General features: G+C 60.3%; 14 protein-coding genes. 12 read left to right on the top strand and 2 right to left on the bottom strand.

Annotation, left to right across the window (positions count from 1 at the left end; genetic code table 11):
• Nucleotides 1-256 precede the first annotated feature (256 nt).
• Nucleotides 257-1,648, top strand: a complete 1,392-nt coding sequence (locus ACP3RB_RS04925; protein ID WP_426698683.1) for a transcriptional initiation protein Tat — start codon at nucleotides 257-259, stop codon at nucleotides 1,646-1,648.
• A gap of 301 nt (nucleotides 1,649-1,949) precedes the next feature.
• On the opposite strand, the gene ACP3RB_RS04920 is transcribed toward ACP3RB_RS04925, so the two are convergent.
• Together ACP3RB_RS04920 and ACP3RB_RS04915 are read right to left on the bottom strand one after the other, a co-directional pair.
• On the bottom strand, nucleotides 1,950-2,576 hold the full coding sequence (locus tag ACP3RB_RS04920; protein ID WP_426698682.1) for an isochorismatase family protein: 627 nt from the start codon (nucleotides 2,574-2,576) through the stop codon (nucleotides 1,950-1,952).
• 73 nt (nucleotides 2,577-2,649) lie between these two features.
• The gene (locus ACP3RB_RS04915) at nucleotides 2,650-3,948 is read right to left on the bottom strand and encodes a nicotinate phosphoribosyltransferase (protein ID WP_426698681.1); all 1,299 of its coding nucleotides are present in this window, start codon (nucleotides 3,946-3,948) and stop codon (nucleotides 2,650-2,652) included.
• Between the two features lie 249 nt (nucleotides 3,949-4,197).
• Between ACP3RB_RS04915 and clpS the strand changes: the two genes are divergently transcribed.
• From clpS to ACP3RB_RS04860, 11 genes are all read left to right on the top strand, one after another.
• On the top strand, nucleotides 4,198-4,518 hold the full coding sequence (clpS, locus tag ACP3RB_RS04910) for an ATP-dependent Clp protease adapter ClpS (protein WP_005507825.1): 321 nt from the start codon (nucleotides 4,198-4,200) through the stop codon (nucleotides 4,516-4,518).
• The gene (locus ACP3RB_RS04905) at nucleotides 4,518-5,135 is read left to right on the top strand and encodes a DUF2017 domain-containing protein (RefSeq protein WP_426698680.1); all 618 of its coding nucleotides are present in this window, start codon (nucleotides 4,518-4,520) and stop codon (nucleotides 5,133-5,135) included. The genes clpS and ACP3RB_RS04905 overlap by 1 nt, the downstream gene beginning before the upstream one ends.
• Before the next feature lie 154 nt (nucleotides 5,136-5,289).
• Complete coding sequence (gene murI / locus ACP3RB_RS04900; protein ID WP_303963081.1) at nucleotides 5,290-6,342, top strand: glutamate racemase; 1,053 nt, start codon at nucleotides 5,290-5,292, stop codon at nucleotides 6,340-6,342.
• Nucleotides 6,333-7,226, top strand: coding sequence for an MBL fold metallo-hydrolase (locus ACP3RB_RS04895; protein WP_426698679.1), 894 nt, complete (start codon nucleotides 6,333-6,335; stop codon nucleotides 7,224-7,226). The genes murI and ACP3RB_RS04895 overlap by 10 nt, the downstream gene beginning before the upstream one ends.
• Nucleotides 7,227-7,338: 112 nt before the next feature.
• A complete protein-coding gene (gene rph, locus ACP3RB_RS04890; protein ID WP_049359116.1) occupies nucleotides 7,339-8,070 on the top strand; it encodes a ribonuclease PH in 732 nt (243 codons plus the stop codon).
• Between the two features lie 38 nt (nucleotides 8,071-8,108).
• Complete coding sequence (locus tag ACP3RB_RS04885; protein WP_049350311.1) at nucleotides 8,109-8,765, top strand: non-canonical purine NTP pyrophosphatase; 657 nt, start codon at nucleotides 8,109-8,111, stop codon at nucleotides 8,763-8,765.
• 306 nt (nucleotides 8,766-9,071) lie between these two features.
• Nucleotides 9,072-10,301, top strand: coding sequence for a peptidase E (locus ACP3RB_RS04880; protein WP_426698678.1), 1,230 nt, complete (start codon nucleotides 9,072-9,074; stop codon nucleotides 10,299-10,301).
• Between the two features lie 425 nt (nucleotides 10,302-10,726).
• Nucleotides 10,727-12,829, top strand: a complete 2,103-nt coding sequence (locus ACP3RB_RS04875; protein ID WP_426698677.1) for a DNA gyrase/topoisomerase IV subunit B — start codon at nucleotides 10,727-10,729, stop codon at nucleotides 12,827-12,829.
• A 505-nt stretch (nucleotides 12,830-13,334) separates the two neighbouring features.
• Nucleotides 13,335-14,906 carry a cytochrome ubiquinol oxidase subunit I gene (locus ACP3RB_RS04870; RefSeq protein ID WP_426698676.1) on the top strand — a complete coding sequence of 524 codons (1,572 nt, stop codon included), beginning with the start codon at nucleotides 13,335-13,337 and terminating at the stop codon, nucleotides 14,904-14,906.
• A gap of 21 nt (nucleotides 14,907-14,927) precedes the next feature.
• The gene (cydB, locus tag ACP3RB_RS04865) at nucleotides 14,928-15,998 is read left to right on the top strand and encodes a cytochrome d ubiquinol oxidase subunit II (protein WP_303977919.1); all 1,071 of its coding nucleotides are present in this window, start codon (nucleotides 14,928-14,930) and stop codon (nucleotides 15,996-15,998) included.
• Nucleotides 15,999-16,248: 250 nt separating this feature from the next.
• On the top strand, nucleotides 16,249-17,175 hold the full coding sequence (locus tag ACP3RB_RS04860; protein ID WP_426698675.1) for a multidrug transporter: 927 nt from the start codon (nucleotides 16,249-16,251) through the stop codon (nucleotides 17,173-17,175).
• Nucleotides 17,176-17,257 lie beyond the last annotated feature (82 nt).

Below are 17,257 nucleotides of genomic sequence, written 5' to 3'. Positions count from 1 at the left end.
TCCCCGCTCTTAGACACCGGCCAGAATGAATAAAAGGGCAGTGCTGAGTGCATGAGCGGTGCACATATAGAGAAACACCAGGTCACCGTTTCCCAACCACGCACACCTGAAGCACCACATTTTCCGCTTCACAGCTGAGGCGGTAGCGTAGCACCTGATGAGCCCCGCCTCCGGGGAAGCATCAGCCCGGCACAGTCTGCCGCCCCGCGCGCGGTAGGGGAGCGAGCACCTGAACTAACCACACCGAAGGACACTGATGTCTACTCATATTTCTCGCCGCAGGGTCGTTGCGGGTGCCGCGTGGGCCGCCCCCGTCATCGCCACCTCGGCTGCTGTTCCCGCGTTCGCTGCATCCATGGACTGCGTCTTTGCTGACAGTCCCCACAAGTTCTTGAGGGGATATAGTGACTATCGTGTAGAAGAGGAATTCACCGTCCCCGCTAACGTGCATAGGATCCGCTTCGATATTTTTGGTGGTGGCGGAGTCAGCGACACCGGCCACGAAAGCGGCTCGGGTGCCCGCGCGATTGGAATCGTTGAAGTGAAGCCGGGACAGACGGTTCGTATCATTGCGGGCGGCGGTTCTGGGGGAAACTACCACCGCCGGGGCAGGCTTACGACTGACGGGCCCGGACGAGGCGGGCGTGGCTACGGCGACGGCGGCGACGCACCCCGATTCACCATGCCTGCCGAAGTGGTGGCTGAAGTGACCAAACGCTACCCGGGCGCCCTCAACTGGAGGGAACTTAAAAGGGGTCCCAAGGGTACCGTTGAGGTTTATGGACACCCCGGCGGCGGCGCCTCGGCACTGCTAATTGACGGCGAGGTCATCGCTGTTGCAGGTGGTGGCGGTGGCGGCGGCATCACGTACTCCTACACCTCAGCGCCTCACGCCAAGCATTTCCCCGCTGTTCTTGACGCGAGCGTGACGAATATTTACCACCCGACTGATCCGCCCATTCGCAGCTTTGCGGGTAGCGGTTTGAGCACTCGCGGTGGAGACGCCACCACGGGCACCCAGTTCTACACCCACAGCCTGAACACTAAGGTATCTGTTGACGGCGGTAAGGGTGGAAACAATGGCGCCGGTGGAGCGGGTGGTGCTAAGCCCGAGGTGCCGACTGGTAGCCCCAACCATATCTTTAGCTACGACAGCCAGAATAACCAGGTGCTGTACAGCTCTTCGACCGCAGGTAACGCGGGCGGCTCCGGCTTTAAGGCTAAGGGTGGTAACGGTGCTGTCGCTTATAGCTACCAGCTCGACAATAACGACCCGAAGAACCTTGAAGTGCTGACCCTGCCCGGCGGCGAGCGCATCGAATTCTCTGCTGAGGAGATTGCCGCCGAGTTCAACGGCTACCAGTTCGCAATGTCCGGAGGCGGTGGCGGCGGCTACGGTGGTGGCGGTTCGGGTGCTGCACTGGCGCTGTCTGCTATTACGACCATTCAGAAGTGGAATAACAACCCTGATGGTATTCGCCAGAGCGTGAGCTACCTGCAGTTCTCCGGTGCCGGTGGTGCGGGTGGTTCGTACCTGTCGCCGCGCGTTATTGAGGGTGAAATCTCTAACTCTATGAACGCGATGAGGACCGGCATTAACGTCCATGATGGCGAAGCCAAGGTGTACCTCTGCGAGACAAAGGGTTAGTCTTAGCGCCTTCTGAACGTGAGTGGTAGAAGCCCGCGAGTGTATGCGCTCGCGGGCTTTTTCGCGCCCAGAAATGCCTGGGTGAGCGAGGTCATGGCGAAGGTCCGCTTTAAGTAAGCGGCTCAATCTGCTGCATAACCGCAGAGGTTTCATGACCTCGGCTGGTTACAGGCACGCTAGGTTATAGGCACGCTAGGTTATGGGCATGCTAGAAGCGGGGAGCCTGGGATAGTACATCCCGGGCTCCCCGCCTCTGTATATTCAACGTATATTCAACGTCTCTGTATATTCAAGGTCGAGGTTAGAGAACCTCAACCACCTCGACGCCCTCATCTTCAAGCTCGGCAACCACGTCGTCGAGCTTGTCCTCGTGCACGGGCGCGGTCAGGTCAAGCAGCACGCGAGTCTCGTAGCCTGCATCGACCGCATCGCGAGCGGTTGCCGACACGCAATAATCGGTGGCGATACCAACAACATCGACGAACTCGATACCGCGCTCATCCAGCCACTCCGACAGGGGAGTCTGCGGGCCGTCCTCAGACGCATCCACACCGGGCTCGTGCTCGCCGGTTGCGACCTCATCCTCAGGTGCCAGAAGACCCTCAAAACCCGAGTACGCTGCCTCGAAGCGGCCCTTACGGAAGTACGCCTCAATGTAGTCGGTGTCCAGGTTCTCGTGAATCTGCGCGCCTTTGCTCTTTGCGACGCAGTGCACCGGCCAGGTGTCAACGTAGTCGGGGGTGTCGGAGAAGTGCGAACCCGGCTCGATGTGCCAGTCCTGGGTGGCAACAATCGCGTCGTAGCGGTGGTGGTTGTTCTCCACGTATTCGCTAATCAGCGCGGCAACGTCTGCACCGCGCTCGGTGGCGAGGGTGCCGCCGGCGCAGAAATCGTTCTGCACGTCAACAATAATCAGTGCCTTAGACATGTCTGTCCTTTACAAGTAGGAATGAGTTTTCACTCTGATTCGCCAGGTGAAAACAGTATCTCAGAAGGGTGGTTTAGATGAACTCGGTCGGAATGATCGGCTCACCCTCCGAGAGGCGGCGGGCAGCTTCGGGAAGCTCAGCCAGGGATGCTGCGTGGCGGGCGGTTGCACGGCGCACGCCTTCCTCGCCGGTGAAGCCGGGCAGCAGTTCGCCGTTGCGGACGAAGTCCACCATGAGCGGGCGGGTGTCCTCGAGCAGGTTCGGGTCCTCGTGGGTGCCCAGAACCTCGGCGGTCGCGATACCCATGCCGTTGAGTCGGCGGGCCGCACGCTTGGCGCCACCAATGGACGCCTTGCCAGCCGACGCCTTAGCGACCGGCTGCATTTCGCCAGCGGCGTTCTCACGCTCAACAACCTTGTACACCATGGAGGAAGTCGGCGCACCGGAACCGGTGACCAGCTTAGTACCCACGCCGTAGGAGTCCACGGGTGCTGCCGCCAGAGATGCGATAGCGTACTCGTCCAGGTCGCTGGTGACGGTGATCTTGGTGTTAGTGTTACCGAGCGAGTCGAGCAGTTCACGCACGCGAGCCGCGGTGGCGACCAGGTCGCCGGAGTCCAGGCGCACACCGCCGAGCTCTTCACCAGCGAGTTCCACGCCGAGGCGGACTGCCTCGTCCACGTTGTAGGTGTCGACGAGCAGGGTGGTGCGGGCGCCGAGGGAACGCAGCTGCGCCTCGAATGCTTCACGTTCGCTGTCGTGCAGCAGGGTGAAGGCGTGGGCGCTGGTGCCGATGGTGTGCAGGCCGTAGCGCAGACCGGCCTCCAGGTTGGAGGTGCCCGCGAAGCCGGCGATAACTGCGGCGCGTGCAGCGGAGACGGCGGCGCGTTCGTGGGCGCGGCGAGAACCCATTTCGAGGCAGGGTCGGTTGCCTGCGGCTGCGCTCATACGGGAGGCGGCGCTCGCCACGGCGGAGTCAAAGTTCAGGATGGACAGCAGGTAGGTTTCGAGGACGCACGCTTCGGCGAAGGTGCCTTCGACCTGCATGACGGGGGAGTGGGGGAAGAACGCTTCGCCTTCTGCGTAGCCGCGGATGTTGCCGCTGAAGGTGAAGGATTCGAGGTAGGAGAGGGTTTCTTTGTTGACGATGTTGCGGGAGGAGAGGAAAGAGAGTTCTTCGTCGTTGAAGCGGAAGTTTGCGAGGCCTTCGAGGAATCGGCCGGTGCCTGCGAGGATGCCGTAGCGGCGGCCTGCGGGCAGGCGGCGGGTGAAGACTTCGAAGGTGCACTTACGGTTGGCTGCGCCGGAGGCGAGTGCCGCCTGGAGCATGGTCAGTTCGTAGTGATCGGTGAGAAGAGAGGTAGTAGCCATATGTTTATTGTAGTGGGGGATTAGGGTATTTTTCCTCTTAAGTCGGCGTGTCAATCACTACATAAAGTATTCTTGACTCTAAGTGCTGTAGTATGACAAATTACCAGCACTCTGTGCGGGATCACTGCATAATAAACACCGCAGCGGCGCAGGACGAACACAGCGGCAACACGGGAGCGGCACGGGGCAACACAGGGGCAACACAGGCCCGCCCGTATAATCAAAGGGAACCGGCCGCAAAGGAAACCAATGAACACTACCGCCGTGACCCTCTCCACCGGAACCCTCGAGGACACCGACCTCGACACCGCCCTGGAGAACATCCTCGCCACAGACACCCCATGGAAAGTCATCGTCTGGAACGACCCCGTCAACCTCATGACCTACGTGTCCTACGTCTTCCGCAGTCACTTTGGCTACTCCCGCGCCCGCGCCGAAGAGCTCATGCTGCAGGTGCACAATAACGGCAAGGCAATCGTCTTCACCGGCTCGCGCGAAGACGCCGAAAAACACACCCAGGCAATGCACGCCTGGGGCCTGCTGGCAACCTTCGAGAAAGTAGAAAACTAATGGCGCGACCCTTCCGCCGCACCCCCGGAGGCTACACCGCCTCCTTCGAACCCGCCGAACGCGACCTGATCCGCGAACTCGCCGAAGACGTGCGCGCGCTACTGCGCCCGGCAGACACCACCGCCGACGGCGGCACCGTCGACCCGCTGGAGGCGCTGGTCGGCATCACCGAAAACCCCACCGTCCCCGCCGATAGCGCCGTAGCACGCCTACTACCCGCCGCAAGCAGCGACGACGAGACCGCCACCGAATACCGCCGCTACACCGAACGCGACCTGCGCGAAACCAAACGCGCGAACCTCGCCATGCTCGCCTTCGATATTGAATCCAGCGACCTGCGCCTCAACGAAGAACATGCCCGCGCCTGGGCCGCCGCGCTCGGCGATATTCGCCTGGTGCTCGCCGACCGCCTCTACATCGTGGACGAAGAGAGCGCAGAAGATATTGCGGCGTTCACCGACCCTTCCAAGATTGAGACCCAGGAAGAGTACATGGCTGTGGTGTACAACTTCGTCTCCTGGGTTCAGGACTCGCTCATGCTCGCCATGCTCGACGGGCTGGACGACGAAGAAGAAACGCCCGGCGGAGCATTTGGCGGGGCAAACGAGCAAGAATAGAACGAATTTTTCGAATTACCCCTCAAACTATTGTCATATACAACCACATAATGGTGGTTCTCGACTCATCTAACCGCTCTATGGAATAAATGGGTAACCTTAGCGAGTTAGCATAGAACGTGGTACCCGACCGATAACAAAGTGTAGGTGACACATGAGTGACAGTATCGACGCAACCAATCCCTACCGTGCCCGCACCCCCTGGGGTAGCCCCGCGCCCGTAGGCCCCACCGCCGCGGCACCCATCGGCGTCTTCGACTCCGGAGTCGGCGGACTCACCGTGGCACGCGCCATCATGGACCAGCTGCCTCACGAACGTATCATCTACGTCGGCGACACCGCCCACGGCCCCTACGGCCCCCTCAAAATCGCAGAAGTACGCGCCAACGCGCTACGCATTATGGACGAACTCGTCGACTCCGGCGTGAAAATGCTCGTCATCGCCTGCAACACCGCCTCCGCAGCGGTGCTCCGCGACGCCCGCGAACGCTACACCCGACAGTACGGCATCCCCGTCATTGAGGTGATTCAGCCCGCCGCCCGCCGTGCGCTCGCCGCAACCCGCAACCGCAAGATCGGCGTGATTGCTACGGAGGCGACCGTCACCTCCCGCGCCTACGAGGACACTTTCGCGATTACCCCGAACCTTGAGGTGCACTCGGTGGCGTGCCCGCGCTTCGTGGAGTTCGTGGAGAAGGGCATTACCTCCGGCCCCGAGCTGCTGGAGACCGCCCGCGAGTACCTGCAACCGCTCAAGGACGCTGGCGTGGACACCCTCGTGCTCGGCTGTACCCACTACCCGCTGCTGGCTGGCGTGATTTCCTACATTATGGGTGAGGACGTCACCCTGGTTTCCTCCGCGGATGAGACCGCGAAGGACGTGTACCGCGAACTGCTCAACCACGCCATTGAAAGCCCGGTCCCCGAGGAAAACCCGCGCCACGAATTCCTCGCCACCGGCGAATCTGAGACGTTTTCGCAGCTGGCGCGCCGCTTCCTCGGCCCCGAGGTCACCAACGTGCGCCACACCAGCTCCGTGGCGGAACGCTACCCGACCGGCTCGCTGGCGGCGCTCACCCCCGAAATGCTTGCGGCACACCGCAACATCAACATCGACGAATCGGCAGATTCCGCAGAGGCGGCACACACCTCCGCGGGCACCGAATTTTCCGGCACCACCCCTAAGGACGACACCTCATGCGTCTAACCGTTATCGGTTGCACGGGCTCCTTTCCCGGCCCCGTCTCACCGGCTAGTTGCTATATGCTCACCGCCACGGACTTCGCGGGTCGCACCTGGCGCATCATCATGGACATGGGCAACGGCTCACTCGGCATGCTCCAGCGCCACATTGACCTGAGCGATATCGACGCGATCCTGATTTCGCACCTGCACCCGGACCACTGCATCGACCTGTCCGGTCTGCACGTGGCGGTCAAGTGGGATCCGCGCGGCTGGCCCAAGGGCCGCATTCCGCTGTACGGTCCCGCCGCGATTAACGAGTACCTTTCGGCGACTCACGGCCTGGACCCGGATCCGGGCATGAGCACCGAGTTCGAGTACCACACCTGGACTGAGGGTGAGCCTGTGCAGATTGGGCCCTTCCGCGTGGAGCCGTTCCGCGTGGTTCACCCCTCGAAGGACCCGTACGCCCTGCGTATCACCTGCAATGACCGTGAGGGCCACACCGTGTTCTCGTACTCGGGCGATACCGACCTGTGCGAGGGCCTGGTTAAGGCTGCTCGCGGCGCTGACCTGTTCCTCTGCGAGGCCGCCTACCAGGAGGGCCGCGATGACGCCCTGCGCGGCATTCACCTGACCGGCAAGCGTGCCGGTCAGGCAGCCACGGAGGCGGGCGTGCGCAACCTACTGCTGACCCACCTGCCCGTGTGGAACGACCCGGACATCGCCTACGCGGAGGCGCGTAGTGCCTTCTCCGGCCCGGTCGGCATTGCCGAAATGGCGGCAAGCTACCGCATCTACCCGCGCCCGACGGAGGCTAACCCGGTCACGTCCACCCTGAACGTGGTGGAGGTGCTCGACCCGCCGCTGAACACCGCGATTGCGCTCCCTAAGCCAGAGCTAGATTAGGCGAAGCCCGAGCTGGACTGGGCTAAAACAAACCGGACTAGGCATAACAACCCCAGTGCACGCCTTTCGCGCCAGCTAACACAGAACCAACAGACAGACCCAAGGAGAACCCATGACTGCAACCCGCGAAGACGGCCGCGCCCTCAACGAACTGCGCCCCATCACCATTACCCGCGGCTGGTCCCGCAACGCTGAGGGTTCCGCCCTCATCGAGTTCGGCAACACCCGCGTGCTGTGCACCGCATCCTTCACCGAGGGCGTGCCGCGCTGGCTCAAGGGCGAAGGTAAGGGCTGGGTGACCGCCGAGTACGCGATGCTGCCGCGCGCCACCAACACCCGTTCTTCTCGCGAGTCGCTGAAGGGCCGCGTGGGTGGCCGCACCCACGAGATTTCTCGCCTGATTGGTCGCTCCCTGCGCGCCGTCATCAACATGGATGAGCTGGGCGAGAACACCATCGTGCTCGACTGCGATGTTCTGCAGGCTGACGGCGGCACCCGCACCGCTTCGATTACCGGCGCGTACGTGGCGCTGGCTGACGCTATTACCTGGGCGAAGGAGCAGAAGATTCTGCCCGCTAAGGCGAACCCGCTGATTGATTCGGTGTCCGCAATTTCGGTGGGCATTATTGACGGCACCCCCATGCTGGACCTGCCCTACACCGAGGACGTACGCGCAGAGACCGACATGAACGTGGTCGTCACCGGCAGCGGCAAGTTCGTTGAGGTTCAGGGCACCGCAGAGGGCGCGCCCTTCGACCGCGACGAGCTCAACAGCCTGCTCGACCTGGCGCTGGAAGGCACCGCAGAGCTGGCTCAGATTCAGCGTGAAGCACTGGCACACTAACCGGTTCCAGTAACTAGTTCCGTCGACAAGGAGAAACTATGGCAGACGCAAAGATTGTTCTGGCGAGCCACAATAAGGGCAAGCTCAAGGAACTGCGCGAAATTCTGCGCGGACGCATTGACGGCCTGGACGTTGATACCCAGGTGGTTGACGCCTCCAGCGTGAACGCACCCGATGTTCCCGAGACCGGCGTGACCTTCGCTGAGAACTCCCTGCTGAAGGCGCGCGCTGTTGCAGAGGCAACCGGTCTGGTCGCTATTGCTGACGATTCCGGTCTGTCGGTGGATGTGCTCAACGGCGCCCCCGGTATTTTCTCGGCGCGCTGGGCGGGTAGCCACGGTGATGACAGCGCGAACCTGAACCTGCTGCTGGCTCAGCTGAGCGATATTCCTGCCGAGCACCGCGGCGCGAAGTTCTGCTGCGCGGCGTCGGTTGCCTCCCCGAACGGTTTTGAGGCGGTCGAGTACGGCGAGCTGCCCGGCGAGCTGCTGACTGCACCGGCGGGGGAGGGCGGCTTCGGTTACGATCCGATTCTGCGCCCCGTGGAGCTGAACGGTGAGAACGCCCTGTACGAGGGTCAGTACGCTGGCAAGTCGTGCGCTGAGATTCCCGCCGAGATTAAGAACTCGATTAGCCACCGTGCGCGTGCTTTTGAGGCGCTGATTCCTCAGATTGCTGCGGCGCTGGCTTCCTAAAACCGCTGTCTAAAACCGTCGCTGAGGCACCAGAGCGTACTCGCTGTGCCGCTCTGTTGGGTGGAAACGCGGGGTTGGGTGCGAATTTTTCACGCATCCCTCTAAAATCCCCCACTGAGATACCAATTAAAGGCACAATAGTGTGAGAAGCTTTACCTCAAGGTTAGTGACACCAAAGAAACTCGTCTGCTGAAGGTACCTTCGGCAGACGAGTTTTGCTATTGAAGAGCCTTTCAGCGGGGCATCTGCCCGATGCTTGCTGTCACCGACCGCGGTAGAAAAACCTGCAGCGAAAGAGACACACCGATGCTCATCCTTCTTCTGCTGATGGCACTCGCCCTTGCCGCCGGATGCTGGGCGTACTCCTACGTGTGGCGCGGACTGAACCGCCGCGTCATTGCCGCCGTGAAGGTGGTTGACCCGATGATTACACTCGGCCCGTACGTCATGGCGGCGTGGGCGGCGTTCATGGCTCTGATTGCCACGAATATCTGGGCGACCGGAACCCTGCACACTGTGCTGACGATTATTTTCTGGGTGGTTGCCGCAGGGTGCCTCGGCTGGGCCGGATTCTGGCTGCTCATACACTGCTTGGGCGGGCAGACCCCGGGCAAACGCCCGATGTGGTGGCGCGAGGCGGTTGCCGCGAAGTTCGCCTGGCGTAACCTCTCGCGCATGCCCGCCTACCTGGGCGCTCGCACCAGCATCCTGCCGGTGGAGAACCCGCACCTGACCAAACCGTATTCGGGGTCGTGGACTCGCCCGCTCGGCGCGACCATGCCCGGGTACAGCTCCAACGGTGAGTTTATTGATGGCTTTGACGAGTTCGGTCGCAAGATGCCGCGCCTCTACCCGGTGGGCCCTGAACCGACCATCTTTGAGATGGCGCGCTGGGGTAAGTCGGTGAGCTCCGATCAGCTGCTGACGACCTTCCTGCCGACTGCTCCGTTTGAGCGTCTGCGTCTGCCCGGCACCATTACGGGCCCCTTCACCTTTGCGGGGGAGGTGCCGCACGGTGCGGTGACGAAGTGGCCTCGCCGCAGTGGCGCGAACCGCGCCTTCGGCTCCTACGCTCGTCTGGGCGAAATCACCGAACGCAAGGTGGAACTACTGGTTGACCACCGCATCATTGCGGCGCTGCAGACTACCCGTGAAAGCTACGAACGCCGCCACAGCTGGATGCTCGCCTTCACCGACATCGCAGACGGCGACTTCACGATGGACGCCGATACGAACGGCAACCTGCGCATCACCTTCGGCATGATGACCGAGGGCTACGAGACTCCGTGGGTCTTCACCAGCACCCTGAAAGACAGCCCGCGCCTGCGTCGCAAGGTACACCACGCCATGAGGGAACGCCGCGTGCTCAAGCAGAGTAGCGGCGAGCTGATGGACTGGTACTTTGTGCCGAAGCTCAGCGAGTTCCCGCACGGCCCGGTCACGAATGAGCTGCCCGAAGAGTTCTACTTCAAGTCCAATATCATGGTCACGAACCGTCACGAGAGCTCCTCGCGTGCCACGGGTGAGGCACACTAGGGGAAACTTTGCCATGAGGTGCCTGGGTTGGAAAAGCACAGGATGGAAGTGCACAGGTTGGAAAAGCACAGGCTGAATACCTCGAAAGCGCACCCTAAAAATTCAGATACCCGCAGATACTCACGCACCGGCTGCTACTCCATGGGGGAGTGGCGGCCGGTGCTTTTCTGCTGTTTTATTCTCTCGACAGGACCTAATGACGGTGCAGTGCCTAATGACGGTGCAGACAGAAGCGGGCAACAAGCCACGATAGAATAGAAACTTAGAGCACTATGAGCGCAAGCCGGGGCGTTTCTTTCTCCCCTTACGCGAGCTTGCCGTGCTGAGAACATCTGCAGAGTATATTCGCAGAGATCACCTGCAGAAAACACCTGCGGGGAACACCTGCAGAGAACACACAGTCATCACTTGCCGAAAGGATTCCCGTGGCGTCTTCGAACTACACCGCCCGTCACCTCTCCGTGCTGGAAGGTCTGGAAGCTGTACGCAAACGCCCGGGCATGTACATTGGCTCCACCGACTCCCGCGGCCTGATGCACTGCCTCTGGGAGATTATCGACAACTCGGTGGATGAGGCGCTCGCCGGTTTCGGTCAGTCCATTCAGGTCATTCTGTACCGTGACGGTTCGGTTGAGGTGCGCGATGATGGCCGCGGTATCCCCACCGATATTGAGCCGCGCACCGGCCTGTCCGGCGTGGAGGTCGTGTTCACCAAGCTGCACGCCGGCGGTAAGTTTGGCGGCGGCTCCTATAATGCCTCCGGTGGTTTGCACGGTGTGGGCGCTTCCGTGGTGAACGCGCTGTCTTCCCGCCTGGATGTGCAGGTGGACCGCGGCTCGAAGACCTACCAGATGTCCTTCCACCACGGCATTCCCGGCTTCTTCGAGTCCGGCCGCACTCCCAAGCCTGATGATCCGTTCACTCCCGCAACCGAGGGCACTGACGCCCTGCAGATTGTGGGCCGCGCTAAGCGTGGCGTGACCGGCACCCGTGTGCGCTATTGGGCTGACCCGCAGATTTTCACCCCCGACGCTAAGTTCAGCTACGAGGACTTGGCTGCTCGTGCGCGCCAGACCGCGTTCCTCATTCCGGGTCTGCGTATTTGCATCCGCGATGAGCGCCGCCTACCCGGCACCCCCGGCGAGCTGGAGCCCCACGAGGAAGTTTTCCAGTACGACGGCGGCATTAGTGAGTTTGTCGAGTTCTTGGCGCACGATGAGCGTATTACCGACACCTGGCGTTTTAGCGGCAACGGCTCTTTTACCGAGACCGTGCCTGTGCTGGGTGAGGACGGCCGCTCGCAGCTGACTGACGTGGAACGCGATTGCGAGGTGGACGTTGCCCTGCGCTGGGGCATCGGCTACGAGACGACGGTCCGTAGCTTCGTGAACATTATTGCCACCCCCAAGGGCGGTACCCACACCACCGGTTTTGAGCAGGGCCTGCTGCGCGTGATGCGCAAGCACCTTGCCGATAATGCCCGCAAGTACAAGGTGGGTAACGACAAGATTGAGAAGGACGACGTGCTCGCCGGCCTAACCGCCGTGCTGACCGTGCGTCTTGCTGAGCCGCAGTTTGAGGGTCAGACCAAGGAGATTCTGGGTACCCCTGCGGTTCGCCAGATCGTGTCGAAGGTTGTGGGGGACGCCCTGAAGGCTCGCCTGGAGTCGACCGCCCGTGCGGAGAAGGCTCAGGCGACCGCTCTGTGCGAGAAGGTCGTCTCTGAGATGAAGACCCGCGTCTCGGCGCGCATCCATAAGGAAACTCAGCGCCGTAAGACCGCGCTGGAGTCTTCGTCCATGCCCACCAAGCTGGTGGATTGCCGTTCAACCAACGTTGAGCATTCTGAGCTGTTCATTGTGGAGGGTGACTCGGCGCTGGGTACTGCGCGTCTGGCGCGTTCTTCTTCGTATCAGGCTCTGCTGCCGATTCGCGGTAAGATCCTGAACACTCAGCGTGCTTCGGTGACTGATGTGCTCGCGAATGCTGAATGCGCGGCGCTGATTCAGGTGATTGGTGCAGGCTCGGGTCGTACTTTTGACCTGGATTCTGCTCGCTACGGCAAGGTCATTATGATGACCGATGCGGACGTGGACGGCGCCCACATTCGTACCCTGCTGCTGACCCTGTTCTACCGTTACATGCGCCCGCTGATTGAGGCGGGTCGCGTGTACGCTGCGGTTCCGCCTCTGCATCGCGTGGAGGTGGTGCGCCGCGGCAAGCCGAACGAGATGGTGTACACCTACTCGGAGAATCAGCTGCACGTGCTTCTGGATTCTTTGCGGGAGCAGGGGGTGTCCTATAAGGAACCCATTCAGCGTTATAAGGGTCTGGGTGAGATGGACGCTGACCAGTTGGCTGAGACGACGATGGATCCGCGTCATCGCATGCTGCGTCGTATTCGTATTGAGGATGCGGAGGCTGCCGAGCGTGCGTTCTCTCTGTTGATGGGTTCTGAGGTGGCTCCGCGTAAGGAGTTCATCATTGCGGGTGCTCATCAGCTGGATGCCGAGAGCATTGATATGTAGAGCATCGATATGTAGCGTGCGGTGCCTTGCGGGGCAGTGGTGGCTGGCGTGTCACAATCCATGAATTTTGTGTGAGAATAGTCACGCAATTCTCGGAGATTCCGCGTAAATTCCGCATGAAACAGGCAAATTTAAGCTTTGAGCACTACTTGAAGCATCTGTCACAATCACGAAATCTGTCACCAAAATTTTGCAGAAAATATTAAAAACTGCAATATTTCACCAAGGTTCCGAAACTGCTTCTCAACCCCGCAAGGCACCATCGTGTCTCATTCCTCTCACCACCCTTGCATCGAGGGATAACGTCCAAGGTACCTTTAGCGAAACGTCAAACAATAAACGTCCATACTATGCACAGCCTACTCACAGCTTCTTAGGAAAACCCTGTACCTTAGAAGCATGAGAGACACTGTGTCAGTAACTCTCGTATGCCCTCCATCGATGGCGGGCTACCCGAAATCTGGCACAAACGCACATTAAGTACACACATAGTAAGGACCTATCAATGGATCCCCTTGATTTTGGTAGGTGGCAGTTCGGTATTACCACCGTCTACCACTTCTTCATGGTTCCGCTGACTCTGGGTCTGGGCCTTGTTGTGACCTACCTGTACATTTGCTACGTTCGTACCAAGAAGGACGAATATAAGCGCATGACGAAGTTCTGGGGCAAGCTGTACCTCATTAACTTCGCTATGGGTGTGGCCACCGGTCTGGTTCAGGAATTCCAGTTCGGCATGGCGTGGAGTGAATACTCCCGCTTCGTCGGCGACGTCTTCGGCGCTCCGCTGGCAATGGAAGGCCTCTTCGCCTTCTTCGTTGAGTCGACCTTCCTCGGTCTGTGGATCTTCGGTTGGGACCGCCTCAAGCCTGCTGTACACGCGTTCTCGCTGTTCATGGCAGTTCTCGGCTCCTGGATTTCTGCATTCTTCATTCTGGTTGCAAACTCCTGGATGCAGCACCCCGTTGGTGCAGAAATGATTGATGGTCGTCCCCGTATGACCGACATCGGCGCAGTGCTGATGAACCCCCTCGCATGGGTGACCTTCTCTCACGTCATCACCGCATCCATTCAGGTCGCCGGTGGCTTCCTGGTCGGTATTGCCTGGTACAAGCTGTGGCGTCGCCGCAAGGACGGCATCGACAAGGTCGTTGACGGCAAGGTCGTTGTTGGTGAGTCCGACAAGGGCGCACGAGACAAGAAGGACTTCCAGGTTTGGCTCAAGTCCCTGCGCCTGGGCGCAGTCGTTGGTCTCCTCGCGTTCGCAGGTGTTGGTGCATCCGGTCACCTGCAGGCACAGATGATGATCCACGAGCAGCCCCTCAAGATGGCTGCTGCAGAAGCTGCGTGCCACGACGGCACTTCCTTCTCCGTTCTGACCGTCGGCGAGCTCGGCGCTCAGAGCTGTGACAAGATCACCCCCATCATCGAGGTTCCCGGCGTGCTGTCCTTCCTGGCTCACGACAACTTCGATACCCCGGTGAAGGGTATTCAGACCCTGCTGCCCGAGTACGAAGCTAAGTTCGGCACCAACCTGCCCAACAACCCGCTCTACGGCGAGCGTGCAGGTCAGAAGATTGACTACCTGCCCTCCCTCGAGGTCTCCTACTGGGGCTTCCGCGGCATGATTGGTCTGGGTGCAGTCGTACTGCCCCTCTACCTCTACGCACTGTGGGTAACCCGTAAGAAGGGCGTTGGCACCGTTCCCGAGTCCAAGTTGCTCAAGAACGTTGCTGTCTGGTCCATCATGGCTCCCTTCTTCGCAATCGCACTGGGCTGGATCTTCACCGAAATGGGCCGCCAGCCCTTCGTTGTGGCTCCGAACCTTCAGGGTGACCCCGCAATCCACCTGTTCACCGCAGCAGCTATCTCCCCGGGTGTTTCCGGTGAAGAAATCCTCTTCTCCCTGCTCACCCTGGGTCTGCTCTACGGCGTGCTGATGGTGGTTGAGGTTTACCTGCTCATCAAGTACGTCAAGGCCGGTGTTGTGGCAGCAATGCCCGAGCTGGTTCAGTCGCCCCACGAGGACGAGTCCAACGACAAGTCCAAGCGCGATGTGCTGGAGTTCGCCTACTAGGCGGGTAAGGATTGATTCACCATGAACTTTGATTTCAATATCTTTGCCGGTCAGCCTGGCCTGCCCACCCTCTGGTTTGTCGCCATTGGCGTCTTCCTCATCATGTACATGATTCTCGACGGTTTCGATCTGGGTGTCGGTATGCTGATGGGTTCCAAGTTCACCAAGAACGAGAAGGAACGTCGTCTGCTGCTGAACATCATCGGCCCCGTCTGGGACGGTAACGAGGTGTGGATTGTGTCCGGCGGTGCTGCTATCTTCGCAGCATTCCCCATCTGGTACGCAGCCCTCTTCTCGGCTCTGTACATCCCCCTGACCCTCGCGCTGGTCTTCCTGATTCTGCGCGTGGTCGCAATTGAATACCGCGGTAAGAAGAACGACGAGAAGTGGATCCGTAACTGGAACATCGCTCTGTCTGTTTCTTCCTTCTTCATCGCGTTGCTCGTCGGTGCTCTGCTGGGCCTGACCTCCATGGGTCTGCCCATCAACGAGAACGGCGACCGCGTCGGCGGCGCCTTCGCATGGGTCTCCCTGCCGGTTCTGCTCGGCGGTCTGGGCTTCGTGGGCTTCTCCCTGGTTCAGGGTCTTGCCTTCATCGCCCTGAAGACCGACGGCGAAATCCGCGACCGTGCCCGCAACACCCTGGTACGCTGGGCTCCCGTCCTGCTGCTGCCGATCGTTGCATGGGTTCTGACTCTGGACTTCACTACCGGTAACGGCATCTCCTGGCTGTGCACCATCCTGGCTGTGGTTGCTGTTCTGATTGCTTGGATTTCCGCAAAGGGTGGCCGTGAGGGTCGCGCTTTCGCTGGTCTGTCCGTGTTCCTCGCATTCGGCGCGCTGGCAATCTTCACCGCAATGTACCCGAACGTTCTGCCCTCCACCCTGGACCCGGCATACTCGCTCACCATTGCGAACGCATCCAGCTCCGAGTACACCCTGGGCGTTATGACCTTCGTGACCTGCCTTGGTCTGCCGGTCGTGTTCGTCTACCAGGCATGGACCTACTGGGTCTTCCGTAAGCGTCTGCACGTGGATCACATCCCCGAGGCTCACGACGCTACCGAACTGGCTGAACTGCCGACCAAGTAGCATGTAGCTGATTGAAGAATCCCCCGAATTTCTCTTCTGAGAAGTTCGGGGGATTTTTCTATGCACACAGTGGACTATGCACACAGAGGGCTATTCCTGCTGGAGACTATGCCCGCAGCGGATGCAGCTCTCAACAGATGAGCGGGCACGCAAAAATTTTTGGTGCACACCCCCCCCCGAAATTCGGGCGCGACAGGGAACAGAAGGTGTAATGTGGTGTACAACTCACTCTTATGAAAGGGGTTTAACGATGAAGTTCCTCACCCGCCGCACCACCGCCCCTCGCACTGGCATGAGCCGCCGCCTGCTCGCCACGGGCGCCCTGCTCTGCATCGGCATCATGCCTCTGAGCGCCTGCTCGCTCTTTAACCCGCCGTTGGAACGTGACGAAAGCGTCCATGCCATCTTTGACGCGGAGCAGGACATCGTGAAGATGCCCCTGGACGATTACCGCAACTACGAGCGCACCAACTACGAGTACACGGCCTTTCAGATTGCCATGAAGCAGTGCTATGCCGAACACGGGCAGAATTACACCGCCCAAGCTCCCCATTCTGAAAGCGGGCCACGCGGTGATTTGGGCCGAAAGTACGGCCCCTGGAATGTTGAGTACGCCCAGAAGTACGGTTTTCAGAAGCGGGACCCCAACGCAGCCGATCCCATCTCCTACAACTCGGGGGAGAGCATGAGCCCCGAGGAGCGGCTCAGCATCGAATGCTATACCAAGGCCCGTGAAACTCTGGACGCCGCGGTGCCCGACGGCAAGAGGCCTGAGAAGGAAGAACAGCCCACCTACATTCGTATCTCTACCGAAGCGGGTAACGCCGTGTACGGAAGCAAGCTACACCGCGAGCTCGAAGAGAAGTGGAAGCAGTGCGTCTCCGACCGCGGTCTCACCCCGCGCTCGGCTGGATCCGTCGCCGAGGAAACTCCGATGTTTGATCAGATGATGAAGAACGGAGGACCGAACGCGCCCGCCTCCGAAGAAGAGATCCGCATCGCCACCATCCAGGCCGAATGTAACCAGCAGGTCGGCATGAGCCAGCAGCTCTACGACTTGGAAGCCCAGTACCAGATGCCGCTCATCCGCAAGCACCAGTCGCAGCTTGAACAGGAACGCCAAGCCGACCGTGACCGCGACGAGAAGTTCAAACAGTACGTTCAGGAGCACCAGTAACCCGAGCGTCCACGACCGGTTTTGACGTCGGATTTTAAAACCGAATCTTGATACCGGGGAAAGACCGGTAATGGTGCGGGCC

This window comes from Rothia mucilaginosa (genome assembly GCF_049990865.1).
In the GTDB taxonomy this organism is placed as follows: Bacteria; Actinomycetota; Actinomycetes; order Actinomycetales; family Micrococcaceae; genus Rothia; species Rothia mucilaginosa_I.
The sequence above is the reverse complement of the archived record's forward strand: the minus strand, read 5'-3'. Positions and strand labels throughout refer to the sequence as shown.